Below are 15,836 nucleotides of genomic sequence, written 5' to 3' on the forward strand. Positions count from 1 at the left end.
GTCATCTGCATGACTTTCAGGGCAACGCTCGCGCGTTTCTGGAGGCGGTGGAGGAGGGGTGAGCACCGCTCAGGCATTTGGTCATTGACCAGTTCATGGAAGAAGCGGATGGTTTTTCTCTCATGCCGACTCTGACCTGAGATGATTTGCCGGATGCTGTAGGAATGACAATGGCAATGGGGATATATCGAGGTTTGGCAGTACCGACGATATGAGTAGAATTGATAAGTGCGTCCATTCCTTGTCGGTTATCAGTGTGTAGCACAAGTTGGTTGCAGCGATGGGGATAGAATAAAGCCGCAGGGGTGATGTGCAGTGAAATCTACTTGGAAAAAATGCGAAAAATCTCAATAAATAGCATGCCGCCAAAAGTCACATTTCCGGATTTTGACACCTCCTGACTTAACAGCCTGTGTCCAATCTACCTGTCCATGTGCTTGACACTCCACATCGAAGGCATGGAGGCCACTGAGCTTTCTCTCACCGGCCCGAGTGAAACGATCGGTGAAAAACTTGCCATTGTCAGTCAGCACGGTTCACACTTTGAATGTCGCTTTCGCGACCACGCGCGCTCCATGTCAGCACGGACCTTTGGTGTCGTGGTCGCTTGCTTGTGCCGCTTGATGTCCATGAACCTGCTCCCGGATGAATTGCTGAAGAAGATCCCTGGCGGCTAGCAGAGGATAACTTCTATAGGCGATCAGTTCATCAGGGCCCCCAATCCTAGATCGCGAGATAGCGATGCATGATGTCTTCCATGTCGACATCGGCCGTATCCGCTTCGAATACGGACTGCCCGTTTTCCATTACCATAAAATGACTGGCCATTCGAAAGACCATGGGTACGTTCTGCTCGACGATGATCACCGTCATACTTTGTTCCTGATTAATCCGCACGAGAGTTTCAGCAATCTGGGTGACAAGTTTGGGCATGATGCCGTCTGAAGGCTCATCAAGAAGCATCAACGTGGGGTCGGTCATCAGGCCCCGTCCGATGGCGAGCATTTGCTGCTCACCCCCGCTCATGGTGCCAGCAAGCTGACTCATGCGCTCGCCAAGGCGCGGGAAGTATGCAACTACCTCATCGGTGCGATCACGCTGTGCCCGGCCAGAGGCCACCCGCCCCATGATCAGATTTTCGCGCACGGTTAGGCGGGGGAAGATCCCTCGCCCCTGAACCACAGTGGTGACACCGGCACGGGCGCGGTCGCGTACGCTTGCCCGCGTCATGTCCTTTCCGTTCAGACGAATCGTCCCCTGGGTTGCCGGCAGCAGCCCGGCGAGGGTGTGAATGAGCGTGGATTTGCCCATGCCATTCCGTCCCAGCACCGCGGTAATCTGCCCGTCGGCTACTTGCAGATTCAGATCACGCAGGATGGTGATCCGTCCATACCCTGAGCTTAGACCCGTTACATCAACCTTCATTGATCCTTGCCCCTCAATGCCCGAGATACACGTCGCGTACCCTCGGATCACGCGAAACGTCTTCGAAATCTCCCTCGGTCAGAATCCGACCCAGATTGAGCACCATCACGGGTGCCTTGAGATCGCGTATGAAATTGATGTCATGCTCGATGACGATGATCGATCGCTGATGATCATCGGCCAACTGGCGGATGAGATCCACTGTGGCAGTTGTCTCGCCGGAGGTCATCCCGGCGGTGGGCTCATCGAGCAACATCAGGCGCGCACCGGCTCCAAGCAGAATACCGATTTCCAGCCACTGGCGCTGGCCGTGGGAGAGAAAACGCGCTAATGCATCGGGCTTATCCGAGAGACGAATGGTCTCGAGCACCTCTATGATCCGTGCATTTGCTCTTGGCCCGGCTGCCTGGTGAGCGAGAACAGCCAGTTCAATGTTCTGCCAGACACTAAGCTCATCGAACACCGCAGGTGTTTGAAACTTACGAAGCAGTCCTCTCCTGGCACGCTTGACCACGCTCATGCGAGTGATGTCCTCACCCTCGTAGAGGATACTTCCGGAGGTAGGCCGGTGATGCCCGGAGAGCATGCTTAAGAAAGTTGTCTTGCCCGCGCCATTAGGCCCGATAATGGAGCGTACCGAGCCGGCTTCCATCGTAAAACTGATATCCTCATTGGCAGTGATGCCTCGGAACTTCTTGGTAAGTCCCTCGACCCGAAGCACTTCGCTCATGTCGCTTCCCCCGGCTTGCGAGAAACCAGGCCACGCAAGTCATCCAGTGCACCTGCAAGTCCACGCTTGAAGAACACGATCACGGCAATGAATATCAGTCCCTGAATTAAACGCCAATAATCAGGCAATGCGGCACTCAGGTAGTTGGATAAGCCAGCGACGAGAATTCCGCCAACAATGGCGCCAAGCAGTGACAACCGACCCCCGATCGCCACCCACACGACAACCTCAGTAGAAAAGAGCACGCCGCCAAGGGATGGAGAGACAAACCCGGTATGCATGGCGAACACACTGCCAGCGAGGCCCGCCACGGCACCCGACAGTCCAAAAGCGAGTGTTTTGATGTGGGCTGAATCTACCCCCATGGCCAGCATACGGTCCTCGTTCTCGCGCACACCGATGAGCATTCGCCCGAAACGCCGCTGACATAGTCCGCGCACCGTAAGAAAGACGGAAGAAAGGATCAGTAACACAAAGTAGTACATGGGTATGTCGCCATAGAGCGATAGCGAACCCAATGTGCCGAAGTCGAATTCAGGACGGGTGACGAACATGCCATTCCACCCCCCGGTGATGTCCGAATAGTTCACCGCAAGTCGCTCGGCAAGTATCGAGAGTGCTAGAGTAACAAGGACGAAATAAGTTGCACGCACGCCACCGGTGAAAAGGAAATAACCGGGGATCAGTGCTACCAGAAAGCCAGCTAGCGCCGAGAGCACCAAGAGTACTGGTACGCTTGCGATCCAACTCTCCGATTGAAGGGCGATTCCAGTGGCATAGGCGCCGGCGACGAAGAATGCTGCCTGCCCGAAGCTTAATATCCCGACCTGCCCCCAGAGCAGCCCCAGCGAGAGCGCAAGCAGGCCATAGGCGTAGTACTCGGGTAGCACGTAAAGCAGATATCCTTGGGTAAACAGCGGTATGAGAATGGCTGCGATAAACAGCACACCAAAGGCGAGAAGATCCGGCCTAGTCAGTCGTTGCATGATCGAGTTATTCATTTGACGCTCAGCACTCCCTGTGGCCGGAAGCGCAACACCACAATAGCGAGGAGGAAGACGATAGTCTGGGCGACCACCTGGTCGGAAAACAGAGCAAATAGTGTTTCACTGCCGCCGATTAAAAAGCTGCCGAGCAGCGTTCCGCCCAGCAGGTGACCGATACCGCCGACAATCACTACAAAGAATGAACGCACCAGAAAGACATTTCCGATGTAGGGGTCGATTGACATCATTGGTGCAATCAGCGCACCAGCCATACCTGCCATACCCGAGCCAAGACAGAAAACTGCCTTGTAAGTGAAGGCCACGTTCAAGCCAAGCAGGCTCGAGACCTCACGGTTTTGGACAAGTGCCCGAATCCTGATGCCATAAGTTGTTCTGAAAATTATCAGCGCAGTCAGAGCAATCACGCCCAGAGAAATGACCGCGACCAGGCTTCGATAGGTTGGGAAACTCAGACCTGAAAATTCGATTGCACCGCTCATGGGGTTGGCGATGTTGCGGAAATCCGGACCAAAGACAAGCTTGATAACTTCTGTCGAAACGATGAAGAACGCCCAGGTCAGAAGCAGCGTGTCAAAGGGTCTGTCGTAGAAGTGCCGAATGATCCAGTGTTCAAGGGCAAGCCCTACAAGCGCGACGCCGAGGGTGGCGAGCAGTACTGCTAACGGAAACGGTAGGCCCAAGACACTAACACCCCACCAGGCAAAATAGGCCCCAAGGGTTAGCATGGCGCCGTGCCCCATGTTGATTACGCCAACCAGCCCGAAAATGATCGCTAGCCCGAAAGCGGCGAGCGCCAGAACGAGGGTGAGTAGCGTTGCATCGATTGCAACACTCACGAACTCTGCCATTGCTTGCCTCCATCAAGAAAACAGCCCCTGTACGATGGCATCGCGATCGAGGGGCTGATCTCGGGTAGATTTGCCGTTAAAGCGGCAAGTTTGCACAGCGCGCCGTCAGCGGCTCGATACTTTCGAACCCCTGAACTTGTGTGAACATGTCATTCACCGACGTCCAGTTCGGGTTGACCCTCATGAGGTAGGACGGCAGCACCAGTTGATTATCTATCTCACGCATTTTCACCGCCCCTTGGGGAGCATCGGAAAAGCTCATGCCCTTGAGGTTGGCACGCAGAGCCTCGCTGGAAACCTCTCCGGCTGCCTCAAGCGCCCTGGCAGACATGTGTGCGGCGTTGTACATGGCCACACCGACAGTGTTCATGAGTGCATCGTCTCCGAACTGGGCCTTGAACTTTTTCAGGAAGGCCTCGTTATTTGGTGTCTGCAGCGACATGAAGTAGTCGAACGAGACATAGTCATTCGCCGAAACATCCCGTCCGAGGCCCGAGGTGACAACTTCCTCGTCATCTACCGTCCAAAGCACGAAGTCGTCTTTCATGCCTGCAGCGGCGAGCTGCTGTCGGAAGTTGACCGTGTCGCTGCCGGTGAGCGAATGGAAAATGACATCAGCGCCGGAGTTGCGGATATCTCTAAGCACGGACTCGTACTGCGGTGTGTTGAAGGGAATGTACTCCTCACCGACGACTTCACCACCGAGCTCGGCAAGCTTCTGCTTGGTGACCATGTTCGTTACTCGAGGCCAGGCATAGTCCGAACCTATCATGAAGAACTTACCACCATAGGTATTGATGATGTATTCCATGTGCGGCCAGACCTGCTGGGTCGGCTCGGGGCCGAACATGAAGATGTTCGGGTTGCATACTCCTGGGTAGTATTCCTGCTCCTGGCCTTCATAGAAGGTCGGGTAGAGCAATACCTTGTTGGCGCTCTCCACGATCGGGCCCGCCGCGTTGCGCTCGGCGCTGGAGAAGGTGCCAGCCAGAAAATCTACTCGATCGCGGCGGATCAGACGGTTGGCCTGCTCAGCGACGATGCGAGGCTCAGTCTGACTGTCTGCCTGGATGATCTCGATCGGCCGGCCCAGCACACCACCAGCTTCATTGATCTCCTTGACGGCTAGTTCATAACCGGCTATGTGAGCCCTACCATAAACCGTCCAGGCGCCGGTGAGCGGCGAGATCACGCCCACCTTGATCGGGTCGGCGGCACTCGCGCTCTTGATAATGGCCGGGGCAGGTAGCGCCGTCGCCGCCGCACCCAGCGCCAGTCCACCCAAGAACTTGCGCCGAGTCAGCACATCCTTTCCGCTCTTTGCATCACTCATCGTTAACCACCCCCCTTGCTCTAGAATTGTTATCAGTACCAACCAGGCTCATGCTCGCTGCCGAGCATTTCGCTATAGACATCTCGGCGCCGGTCACGTAGTGGCTGGTTATATTCATTCCAGTTTCTCTTGCGACGGGCATCCGCCAGATTAACTTCTGCATAGAGAATTTCTTCTTCGGTGGGGCTCGCTGGGCCGGCAACGGGCCAGCCGGTGTAGCTCACGACAAGGCTCTGGCCGACAAAAGGCTGACCCCGCTCGGTTCCCACCCGATCGGCGGCGGCAATGAACACCGAATTCGAATGCGCCGCGGCCATCACGAGAATATTGGCCATTGCCTCACGCTCGGGGTCCTGCCCTGGGATCGGTACCCAGTTGGTAGGCACGCATATGATGTCGGCTCCCTGCAGTGCTGCTAGCCGATGACTTTCTGGGAACCAGCTGTCATAGCAGATGTGCGTGGCGATTCGGCCAATGGGCGTATGCCATACCGGGAAGCCCAAATTGCCGGGCTCGAAGAAGAGATTTTCTTCGTTCCACAAGTGAACTTTCCGGAAGGTTCCGATATGTCCCTCAGGCCCGAAGCAAACAGAAGAGTTGTATAGATTCTCTCCCTCGTTCTCGTCCATGCCCGCTACGATGTAGCAGTCGTATTCTGCGCAAAGCGCCATCCAGGCTTTAGAAGCCGGACCCTCGCCCACGACCTCAGAGCAGGCGAACGCCTCCTGGCGGGTCTCGAAGACATAGCCGGAGTTGGCAAGCTCGGGCAGAACGATCAATTTCGCTCCGCGCTCGACTGCTGCGTCACGGATCATCTCAACGCTTCGTGCGACATTGCGCTCGACATCGCCAACAATCGGCTCCATCTGCACGCAAGCAATGGTGACGAGTGCCTCATTGCGATCTTTGGATCTTTTGCTCATCCGCGACCTCTTCCGACTGTAACGCCCTTAAGAAAATGGACAGTCTTTCGAGCAGATGTCAAGCCATTTTAGTCATAATTGGATTTTGGGGGGCTGAATGATGAGTCAGCCAGCTCGGCTTCTCGTAGCATTGAGGTGGAGGAAAAGTCAAGGATTATCAAAATTTATCAATTATTTCAGCGACATAAATACCTCCAACGACGGCGCCGAATGAATAAGTTTCTGTTCACCTACCTCGCTATGAACGTGGGCTATTCGGGGGGGCGTTCTCAGAAGTTTTGATGCTTGGCGGCCCCATGGTCTCGTCGTACTCAATCCCGATAGGTAAGGTTGGTTTCCCAGCTGTGCGCGCTTTGCTCAATGGCTCCCCTTACTCCCTCGGTATCACCCGCCTTGAGGGCGGCATAGATCGCTTTATGATCGTTTAGGGCGGTTTCCGGCAGTGTCTGCATGGACGTTTCGAGGGCCGCCTCAATCAGCTCCAGCAATGTCTGGCCGACTCGAATCGTCATCGGATTGTGGGTGGCATGCAGGATGGCGCGATGAAAGCTGACATCGTGGCGTGAAGTTTGCTCGTTGTTGGCGATCGCCGCAGCCATGTCGTCAATAGCCTGCTGAATTCGCCGATGGTCCTCATCGGTGGCGTTGGCCATCGCTTGTAGCGTGTAAGCGGGTTCGAACATCGCACGGAACTCGAGTACGTCGCGCGTCATGCCGCGAGCCAGGATCATGCCGAAGGCCATGGGGTCCACTAGTGGGGCCCCCGGTTCGCGCCGGATGACAGTGCCATGGCCACGCCGTACCTCCACGATGCCGATCGCCTGGAGCATCTTGATAGCCTCGCGCACACTCGATTTGCCGATACCCAGGCTTTGTGTCAACTCGGTTTCTGACGGCAGGTAATCTCCTGGCTTGAGGTCACCGCGTATCAGGGCGGATTTGATCCGCTCTAGTATTTGAAAGGTGATGGAACTGCGCTCTATGGAGCCACCGAAGCATTCTTGCTGTTCCGGCGTTGCTGCCGCGTTGGACAAGATAGTCATGATGGAGTCTCTTGCTGTCGTTGGGCTACGAGAGCAGGGGTCGCTGGCGTGCTGATCCCGGTCGTTTGTGATGAGACATCACCCTGCGCAATGGGGGTGTGAGACAAACGGCGCTTGCATCTCGACGTGAGCTGAGTCTAGCATGACCTGAGACGTCAGACATCAGATCTCCTATCAGTGAGCAGGAGGATAGGACCAGACAGCATTGAGATGTCTGGCGTTGGTGACCCAGCAGGGCAAGAGCAAACCAGATTCGGTGCTATGCCATGACAAAACAGCGCGTCATCGTGTTGACCACAGGCGGCACGATCGCCAGCGAGCCAGGCGAAAATGGTCTTAATGTGTCAGGGGCCATGTCAGGCGAGTCGCTGCTGGGACGCGTGGCATTGCCGCCATCACAAGACCTCGAGGTCGAGGTTCGCTCGATACTGCAAAAGCCCAGCAATGCCATCAGCCTGGATGATCTGGTCACACTCAGCCGCCAGTGTCAGTCGCTGGAGCAGGATCCTGATGTGATCGGCATCGTCATCACGCATGGTACCGATACCCTGGAAGAGACCGCCCACTTCCTTGATATCACGCTCTCACTTCAGTCCTGTGCCCTGATCATGACCGGCTCGCAACGTGCGCCACATGAAGAGGGCACTGACGCCTTCCGTAATCTCGCCAACGCCATCACCGTTGCATCAGAGCCTTGTATGAGAGGCATTGGCGTAACCGTCGTCTTCAATGAGTCCCTGTACGCCGCACGAAGTGTTCGCAAGCTCAATAGTTATCGGGTGAACGGCTTCGGCGCGCCGGATGTTGGTCCGCTGGGGTATGTGGATGGTCAGCGGGTCTACCTTGCCCAGATTCCATGTCGTGCAGCGCCGCTTCCCCTTGGCGTTAGCCTGCCGCGAATCGACATCCTCTCCAGCTATCTCGATGCCAGTCCTCTACTTGTCGAGGCTGCAGTGGCAAGTGGCGCACAGGCAGTGGTGGTGGAAGGCCTTGGCCGTGGCCATGTTCCACCGACATGGCTGGAGGCTATCGGCGAGGCGACGCGTGGTGGGGTTCCGGTTGCCGTGGTATCCGGCTGCCCTGAAGGACCGGTCAATACTCGCTACGAGTTCCCCGGAAGCCTGGCGAGTCTTCAGGCCCATGGGGCCATCGCCGTGCGCGACTTGAGTGCGCGTAAGACCCGACTGACTCTTGCCGTTCTGCTTTCCACCCATGGCTCGGAGGACATGACCGCTCGCTTTGAACAAATAATGTCTTGATCCTGTTGAGTCGGGGTGCCGATTTGGCAGGTCCTTGAATGCCAAGCTCCGCTTGGCCCCATAACCAAAGATAGGTGCAAACAATGAACAACAAGTTGACCAAAGTATCTCTGGCGGCCGCAATCGCGGCAGTGTCATTCGGGATCAGCCAGGCACAGGCAGCGGACTTCAACTTCACTTTCGCTCACGTCCTGATCGAGGAAACGCCGAACGGACAGGCGGCGCTGCGCTTCAAGGAAGAAGTCGAGGAAAAGTCGGACGGACGCATCAGCATTGAGGTTCTCCCAGCAGCGCAGGTTGGCGGTGATGTTGAGATCATCGAGCAGATCCAGATGGGGCTGGTCGATATCGGCATCCCGCCGACGGCCACCCTGGGGAATTTCGAGCCGCGCATGCAGATCCTCGACCTGCCGTTCCTGTTGCCGGACTATGACACCATGGTCGAGGTGCTCGACGGTGACGTGGGGCGTGAGATTCTCGATACGCTCGATGATGACAACATGTATGGTGTGAACTTCTGGGGGGCTGGTTTCCGGCATATCACCAACAATGTCCGCCCGATAGAAACCCCGGAAGACCTTGCCGACGTTCGCATGCGGACCATGCAGGCGCCGATCATTATCTCGACCTATGAAAACCTCGGCGCCAATGCCACGGCGATGGCCTTCACCGAGGTGTACAACGGCCTGCAGCAGGGGGTCGTCGAGGGGCAGGAAAACCCGCTGGCCAACATCTACACCATGCGCTTCTACGAGGTTCAAGACTATCTGTCCCTGACCAACCATGCCTACCATGCCTATGCCGCAGTCATGAACCAGAATGCCTGGGATTCTCTGCCGGAGGATCTGCAGCAGGTCATGGTCGAGGCGTTTGACAATGGTCGCGACGCATCACGCGAGCTGACGCTGCAGGACGAGGGACGAATTCTCGAGGAGGTCGAAGGCGAGATCGCAATCAACGAGATCACCGACGAGGCCAGGGCGGCATTCATCGAGGCCAGTATGCCGGTGCATCAGGAATACAAGGATATCGTAACTCCTGAGCTCCTGCACAAAGTCTACGACGAAGTCGGTATCGAGTACTGATCCATGTTCGAAGCGCTCAATAAATTCATTGATCGCTTGGAAAATGTGGCGATGGTCGCTTTCATGTCGATTGCGACCATCATCACCACCTTCCAGGTCGTTTATCGCTACGGCTTTAATAGTTCGCTTTCCTGGGCGGAAGAGGTCGTTATTTATTCCATTGTCTGCATGAGCTTCGTTGGTGCCAGCATGGGGGTTCGACACGGTGCCCATATCTCGGTGGATGTGCTGAATGCCTTCGCACCTCCAGCCGTCAATCGCTGGTTGCATATCCTTACCGCGGTGCTCGGCATTGTCTTCGCCGTTATGATGGCTTACCTCGGCTTTCGACTTTTCTCCCTGACCCTTGAGCGGGGCATGCTGTCCCCGGCGATGCGCATGCCCATGGCCTGGGTATATCTGCCGATCGGTCTCTCTGGGGTATTGCTGATCATTCGCTACTGCTGGTTGATCCGTGAGGTCTGGCGAAAGAAGCCCGCCAGTATGGCAGAAGAGCTTGCCGCTGAGAAAGACAAGCTGGTGTGACTGGTTCTCGCCATGCTACGTGACAACCAAGAGGGTTCCCCATGATTACGGCCTTGTTGCCTATCTTCTTCGCGGTGCTGCTTCTGGGGCTGCCGATATTTGCGGCGTTAGCCTTCTCGGTAATGCTGGCCATCCAGTTCTTTAGCAGTACTGACCCGATCATTGTGCCCATGCGCATGTTCTCGGGAATGAACAACTTCTCGCTGATGGCGATTCCCTTTTTCATTCTTGCCGCCGAACTGATGCGCATCGGTGGCCTGTCAGACCGCCTCATCGAGCTCGCCAAGGCGCTTGTCGGCTGGGTACCCGGCGGACTGGCGGCGGCGACGGTCCTGTCCTGTCTCTTCTTTGGTTCCATTTCGGGGTCTAGCCCGGCCACGGTGGTAGCCATTGGCAGTATCATGTTCCCAGCTCTGGTGGCGGCAGGTTATGACAAGCGCTTTGCCATCGGCGTGATCGCCACGGCGGGAACTCTGGGGCCCATCGTGCCGCCCAGTATTGCGCTGATCATCTACGGATCGGTCACCGGCACCTCGGTGGGGCGCCTTTTCGCCGCCGGGCTACTGCCCGCCATCCTGATTGCCTCAATCCTCATTGCCTATTGTATCGTTTATGCGTCTTTCAAGGGCTATGGTCGCAACTCCTTCCCGTCGCTTCTAGAAATCGGTTCGGCATTCAAATCGGCGGCCTGGGGGCTGGGCTTGCCGGTCATCCTGCTGGGCGGGATTTACAGCGGTATTTTCACCCCCACAGAATCTGCCGCCGTGGCCTGCGTGTACGGTTTGTTCGTCGGGATGGTGATCTATCGGAATATTGACGTAAAGAACCTGCTGGGGACGCTGAACAGTGCGGGACTGATGTCGGCGACACTGTTGCTGATCACCGCGGGCGCATCGGCCTTCTCCTGGTTGCTAGCGATTACTGGGGCTCCGACTCAACTCGCAGGTGAGGTGCTCTCCTGGACCGAAGACCCCATTCAGGTCATGGCGCTCTTCAATGTGGTCATGATCATTGCCGGTTTCTTTCTCGACAGTGCCTCAGCGATTATTGTGCTCTCCCCACTGCTTCAGCCCATTGCTGCTCAGGTTGGGATCGACCCGACCCATTTTGGTGTTATCACGCTTATCAACTTCTCGGTGGGGATGATTACACCGCCCGTGGGCCTTAATCTGTTTGTGGCAATGGCCATTTCCAAGATGACATTGCCCGAAGTGTTCAAAGCATGTCTACCCTTGATCGGCTTGATGCTGCTGTCCTTGGTGATCATTACCTATGTACCCTGGTTCAGTACTTACTTGCCTGACCTGATCTACCGTTGAGGGGGTGTTATGGTGCAGATAGCGCATCTTGGTGAAATGCTGGATGGACCCCGCTTCTGGGACGATGTTCAGGCTCTGGCCACCATCGGTGCCCTCGATCCCAAGGGCATTCGACGACTGGCGCTCGATACTCAGGACAATCATGCTCGCCTATGGCTTGCCGAGCAGGGCCGGTCCTTGGGTTGCCAGGTATATTTCGATGCCTTGGGCAACCTATTCCTGCGTCGTGAGGGGCAGGACGACTCCCTGGCTCCGCTGCTGATCGGAAGCCACATGGACAGCCAGCCCCTAGCCGGCGCTCATGACGGGGCCTTGGGAGTACTCGCCGGCCTGGCAGTGTTAAGGACCTTGCAGGAGCAGAGTATTGAGCACCAGCGTCCGCTCGAGATCGTCTCCTGGACGAACGAGGAGGGGGCTCGCTTTGCGCCGGGCGCCTCGGGGTCCTCCTGGTTTGCCGGACAGCGGGAGTACGACGATATCGTTGCCGCCCTGGACGATAACGGTGTGCGCTTCGGTGATGCGCTTCAGGAGTGCCTGATGCTGCTGGAGGGCAAGGGGCTCGTGTACCGCCCGGCTCCCTTTGTACCGCATGCCTTTCTCGAGCTACACATCGAGCAAGGGCCGGTGCTGGAACAGTTAGGCAAACCGGTGGGGGTTGTCAGCGGGATTCAGGGAGTCAACTGGTATCGCATCGAGGTCGAGGGCGTGGCCAATCATGCCGGCACTACGCCGCGTCAGGCGCGCCGGGACGCTTTCGACGGTGCCCATGAGCTGGTGTCCGCAATGAAGGCGGGGATTCGGGAACAGGATGATGATCTGCGCTTCACCATCGGCAGGTTTTCGCTGTGGCCCGATGCCGTCAACACGATTGCCCAGCGGGCCACCTTCACCATCGATCTGCGCCATCCCGACCAACAGGTGCTGGATGCGCTCGATAGCCGTTTCCATGCCTTGGCCGAGCAGGAGTGGAGTGGCTGTGCAGTCTCCCTTGAGGCGACCTCACGAGTGGCACCGGTGGCATTTTCCGAGCATCTGCTGGCTGTCCTTCGTGAGAGCGCCGGCAGTGTCTGCGCCAGGGCCCCGGAACTTCTCTCCGGGGCCTTCCATGATGCCATCCACCTGGCCCATGTCTGTCCGACGGCCATGCTGTTCACGCCCTGCCGAGCGGGCATCAGCCATCATCCCGACGAGCATATCGAACGCCAGGATGCCGTCATTTCTGCGCGTGTCCTGGCCGAGGCGGCATTACGCGTGTTGGGCTGATCGGCCTGTTGTAGCGTTAGATGTTCCTCCTCATCCCTTAGCTCTACACTCAAGAAGGCCCGCCATGCACACCTCTCCGATCTTTCTTCCGCTGAAAGAACAGCATGCCCGGCTCCGCGGCGGCTCGCTGAGTGCTGTCCAGCTTGTCGACGCAGCGATCGACCTCCACGCCAGTCGCGGTGACCATGATCACGCCTACCTTACCTGGAATGGTGAGGCCGCCAGGGAAATGGCTCGGGCAACCGACAGCGTGCTTGCCTGCGGCGGTGACACGGGTTCTCTGATGGGGGTTCCGGTGTCGATCAAGGACATCTATGCGGTGCCGGGGTTGCCGACCTATGCCGGGTCCGCCCGACGATTGCCGCGACACTGGGAGGAGCCCGGTCCCGTGGTCTCGACCTTGCTGAAGCAGTTGCCAAGCGTGATGGGCAAGACCCATAGCGTGGAGTTCGCCTTTGGCGGCCTGGGCACCAATGCTCACTGGGGAGCACCTCGCAATCCCTGGGATAGGGTCCACCACCGGACACCCGGCGGATCCAGTGCCGGTGCCGGAGTGTCGCTGATCAACGGCACAGCCGGCCTGGCGCTCGGGACGGACACGGCAGGTTCGGTACGTGTGCCTGCCGCAATGACCGGTGTGGCGGGTCTCAAGACAACGGCAGGGCGCTGGTCGACAGCGCAGATTGTGCCGCTATCCGCCACCTTGGACACGCCGGGACTGCTGGCTCGCGGTGTCGACGATCTGGCCTTTGCCTTCGAGGCGCTGGACGGCGCCCTGACGATCCGAGCTGGTGGCGTGTTAGCGCGCCCATCACTTGCCGATCTGACCTTCGGGGTACCGGAGGCGTATTTCTGGGAGCACTGCAGCCCGGGTATTGCTGAGTCTGTTCAGGCTGCCATCCGTCAGCTTGAAGCCGCGGGAGCCCGTATCGTGACGCTCGACCTGCCACGCACGGATGAGGTCTTCACCCTGTTTCAGCAGGGTGGGTTGGCTGCGGTCGAGTTGGCGGCCTTTCTCAAGACCCAACTGCCGGAAGCCATCGCCAGCCTGGACCCCAATGTGGCGGCTCGGGTCAAGGCAGCCGACGACATCCCCGGCTGGGAGTATGTCCGGCGTTGTGGTGAGCTCAAGTCGCTGTCAGCAAACGCTGCCGATTGTCTGACGCGTGTCGATGCCCTGTTGACCCCGACCGTGACGCTGAGCCCGCCGACCCTGGAGAGCCTCGAGCCGGACGGGGCCTATCCAAAGGCCAACATGCAAGCCCTGCGCAACACGGTGGTGGCGAACTTCATGGGCCTCTGTGGACTGACGTTGCCGGTGGGAAAGGACGATGTCGGCATGCCGGTGGGCTTGCAGGTACTGGCCGGGCCCTGGCAGGACGCACGGCTGCTGGCTATCGGCCAGGCCATCGAGGCCGAGCTGGGTAACAGCCTGGCCATTCTCGGTGCCCCTCCGACCCCGTGATATCGGCGTGACATAGTCACAGCATCCTGTGACCCTTCAGCGTGAGAGGAGTGTAGGCATGACTGAGCTGGACGACATCACCATTGACGCCTTCCGGGCCCAGGTTGCCCGAGGCGAAAGTGAGGACCTCGCCTGGTGGCATGCCTGCCAGGCACGGATCAAGGCGCTTGAACCGGATGTCCAGGCCTGGGAGTACCTCATGCCACCGACGTCGACTGAGATCCTGCCGGGACCCGGGCAGCTGCTGCGGGGTGTGCCGGTGGGCATCAAGGACATCCTCGACACCGCCGAGATGCCGACCACCTGGGGTACCGGGGGCTATCTCGTCTCGCCGAGTGCCGTCGTGGATGCCGCCGTGGTCACCCTGCTCAAACGTCAGGGGGCCATGCCGCTGGGCAAGACCGTGTCCACCGAGTTTGCCTACTTCACACCCGGCAAGACGCGCAACCCACAGGACCTCTCGCGTACCCCGGGTGGCTCATCCAGTGGCTCGGCCGCCGCCGTGGCGGCTGGCATGGTGCCACTTGCTTTGGGGACACAGACTGCAGGGAGCATCATTCGGCCGGCAAGTTACTGCGGTATTTTCGGTTTCAAGCCTACCGTCAATACGGTGTCCTTCTCGGGAATCAAGGCCCTTGCTCCCTCGATGGATACGCTGGGCTGGTTTGCCCGACACATTGAGGACATCTGTACGACCTTCACGGCCTTGACCCGCTCTGACGCCATCGACGCGTTGCCCGATCTCAGCGGCATCCGCGTCGGGCTGCGCAATCTGCCAGGTGACAGTTCACTAGAACCTGATGTCACGCAGGCGGTGTCCAGTACTGCCAGGTATCTGGAAAAAGCCGGCGCCAGGGTGTTTGCCTTGCCGCTGGATGCCCGTTACGACGACCTTGTCATGCATCACCAAGTGGTGCTGGCCTATGAAGCAGCGCAGACGCTGGCCAGTGAGTTTCAGCAGCATGGCGAGGATATGGGGGCCAGGCTAGTCGAGCTGATCGAGCAAGGCTTGGCGACCTCTTACGCTGATTATCGGGCGTCCCTGTTGGCGGCCGAACAGTGCAAACAGATGCTGTCGCGGGTATTTGCCGATGAAGTCGACGTGATCCTGGCGGCCAGCGCCCCGGGCGTTGCCCCGCAAGGACTGGATGCCACCGGGGATCCAATCTACTGCCGGGCCTGGACGCTGCTCGGGGTGCCATGTCTCAACCTGCCGCTGAACAAGGGGCAAGCGGGACTACCGGTGGGTGTACAACTGATCGCCGATCGCTGGCAGGACGAGCGTCTCTTGTCGATCGCACGAACGCTGGTGGCGACAACGGCTTGAATCCCAACTGCGATGAGGTCGACATCATTTGCCCCAGCGGAGCTGGTCTGACGCCGATCATGACCCGGTTCGAGCTTAGATGACCTGTCAGGTGGTCCAGAGGATGGGGACCACTTCAGGCATTCTGCATCGATTTGCCTGGCTGGATGAAGGCCAGCGTCATCTTTCGCTCACGTGCCTAGAAGAACATCACCTTGCGGGTCTCAGCTCCAGTCCGTTGTCGCAGACAATCGAGATAGGCAGTGAGCGCTGCTGCACTATCTCATCCAGGAGCCTGGCCAAGC

The 15,836-nt window shown here is 58.0% G+C and carries 14 protein-coding genes and 1 pseudogene; 7 read left to right on the forward strand and 8 right to left on the reverse strand.

Annotation, left to right across the window (positions count from 1 at the left end; translation table 11 throughout):
• Positions 1–437 precede the first annotated feature (437 nt).
• The 8 genes and pseudogenes from RI841_RS06740 to RI841_RS06775 form a co-directional block, all read right to left on the reverse strand.
• A pseudogene (locus RI841_RS06740) lies at positions 438–572 on the reverse strand (IS481 family transposase); the annotation flags it as partial.
• 151 nt (positions 573–723) lie between these two features.
• Entirely contained in the window at positions 724–1,425 is a 702-nt protein-coding gene (locus tag RI841_RS06745) for an ABC transporter ATP-binding protein (RefSeq protein WP_310704815.1), read from the reverse strand.
• 13 nt (positions 1,426–1,438) lie between these two features.
• Positions 1,439–2,155, reverse strand: a complete 717-nt coding sequence (locus RI841_RS06750; RefSeq protein WP_310704816.1) for an ATP-binding cassette domain-containing protein — start codon at positions 2,153–2,155, stop codon at positions 1,439–1,441.
• Positions 2,152–3,156 (reverse strand): branched-chain amino acid ABC transporter permease, encoded by a 1,005-nt coding sequence (locus RI841_RS06755; protein WP_310704818.1) that lies wholly within the window; start codon positions 3,154–3,156, stop codon positions 2,152–2,154. Before RI841_RS06755 ends, RI841_RS06750 begins: the two co-directional genes overlap by 4 nt.
• Positions 3,153–4,010 carry a branched-chain amino acid ABC transporter permease gene (locus tag RI841_RS06760; protein ID WP_310704819.1) on the reverse strand — a complete coding sequence of 286 codons (858 nt, stop codon included), beginning with the start codon at positions 4,008–4,010 and terminating at the stop codon, positions 3,153–3,155. Before RI841_RS06760 ends, RI841_RS06755 begins: the two co-directional genes overlap by 4 nt.
• Positions 4,011–4,086: 76 nt before the next feature.
• A complete protein-coding gene (locus tag RI841_RS06765; RefSeq protein WP_310704820.1) occupies positions 4,087–5,343 on the reverse strand; it encodes a substrate-binding protein in 1,257 nt (418 codons plus the stop codon).
• A gap of 32 nt (positions 5,344–5,375) precedes the next feature.
• Positions 5,376–6,266: a nitrilase family protein gene (locus RI841_RS06770; RefSeq protein WP_310704821.1), complete on the reverse strand. Its 891-nt coding sequence runs from the start codon at positions 6,264–6,266 to the stop codon at positions 5,376–5,378.
• A gap of 311 nt (positions 6,267–6,577) precedes the next feature.
• Complete coding sequence (locus RI841_RS06775; RefSeq protein WP_310704822.1) at positions 6,578–7,309, reverse strand: FadR/GntR family transcriptional regulator; 732 nt, start codon at positions 7,307–7,309, stop codon at positions 6,578–6,580.
• Between the two features lie 266 nt (positions 7,310–7,575).
• Here RI841_RS06775 and RI841_RS06780 point away from each other — a divergent pair, with 266 nt between their 5' ends.
• The 7 genes from RI841_RS06780 to RI841_RS06810 all read left to right on the forward strand — a co-directional run bounded on the left by RI841_RS06780 (position 7,576) and on the right by RI841_RS06810 (position 15,552).
• Positions 7,576–8,568 (forward strand): asparaginase, encoded by a 993-nt coding sequence (locus tag RI841_RS06780; RefSeq protein WP_310704823.1) that lies wholly within the window; start codon positions 7,576–7,578, stop codon positions 8,566–8,568.
• 83 nt (positions 8,569–8,651) lie between these two features.
• Positions 8,652–9,653, forward strand: coding sequence for a TRAP transporter substrate-binding protein (locus RI841_RS06785; protein ID WP_310704824.1), 1,002 nt, complete (start codon positions 8,652–8,654; stop codon positions 9,651–9,653).
• A 3-nt stretch (positions 9,654–9,656) separates the two neighbouring features.
• Positions 9,657–10,178, forward strand: coding sequence for a TRAP transporter small permease (locus RI841_RS06790; protein WP_310704825.1), 522 nt, complete (start codon positions 9,657–9,659; stop codon positions 10,176–10,178).
• 41 nt (positions 10,179–10,219) lie between these two features.
• On the forward strand, positions 10,220–11,497 hold the full coding sequence (locus tag RI841_RS06795; protein ID WP_310704826.1) for a TRAP transporter large permease: 1,278 nt from the start codon (positions 10,220–10,222) through the stop codon (positions 11,495–11,497).
• 36 nt (positions 11,498–11,533) lie between these two features.
• Positions 11,534–12,760 (forward strand): M20 family metallo-hydrolase, encoded by a 1,227-nt coding sequence (locus RI841_RS06800; protein ID WP_310704827.1) that lies wholly within the window; start codon positions 11,534–11,536, stop codon positions 12,758–12,760.
• Positions 12,761–12,824: 64 nt separating this feature from the next.
• Entirely contained in the window at positions 12,825–14,225 is a 1,401-nt protein-coding gene (locus RI841_RS06805) for an amidase (protein ID WP_310704828.1), read from the forward strand.
• A gap of 58 nt (positions 14,226–14,283) precedes the next feature.
• Positions 14,284–15,552 carry an amidase gene (locus RI841_RS06810; RefSeq protein WP_310704829.1) on the forward strand — a complete coding sequence of 423 codons (1,269 nt, stop codon included), beginning with the start codon at positions 14,284–14,286 and terminating at the stop codon, positions 15,550–15,552.
• The last annotated feature ends 284 nt before the right edge of the window (positions 15,553–15,836 follow it).

It is taken from the genome of Halomonas sp. (assembly GCF_031581305.1).
In the GTDB taxonomy this organism is placed as follows: Bacteria; Pseudomonadota; Gammaproteobacteria; order Pseudomonadales; family Halomonadaceae; genus Halomonas.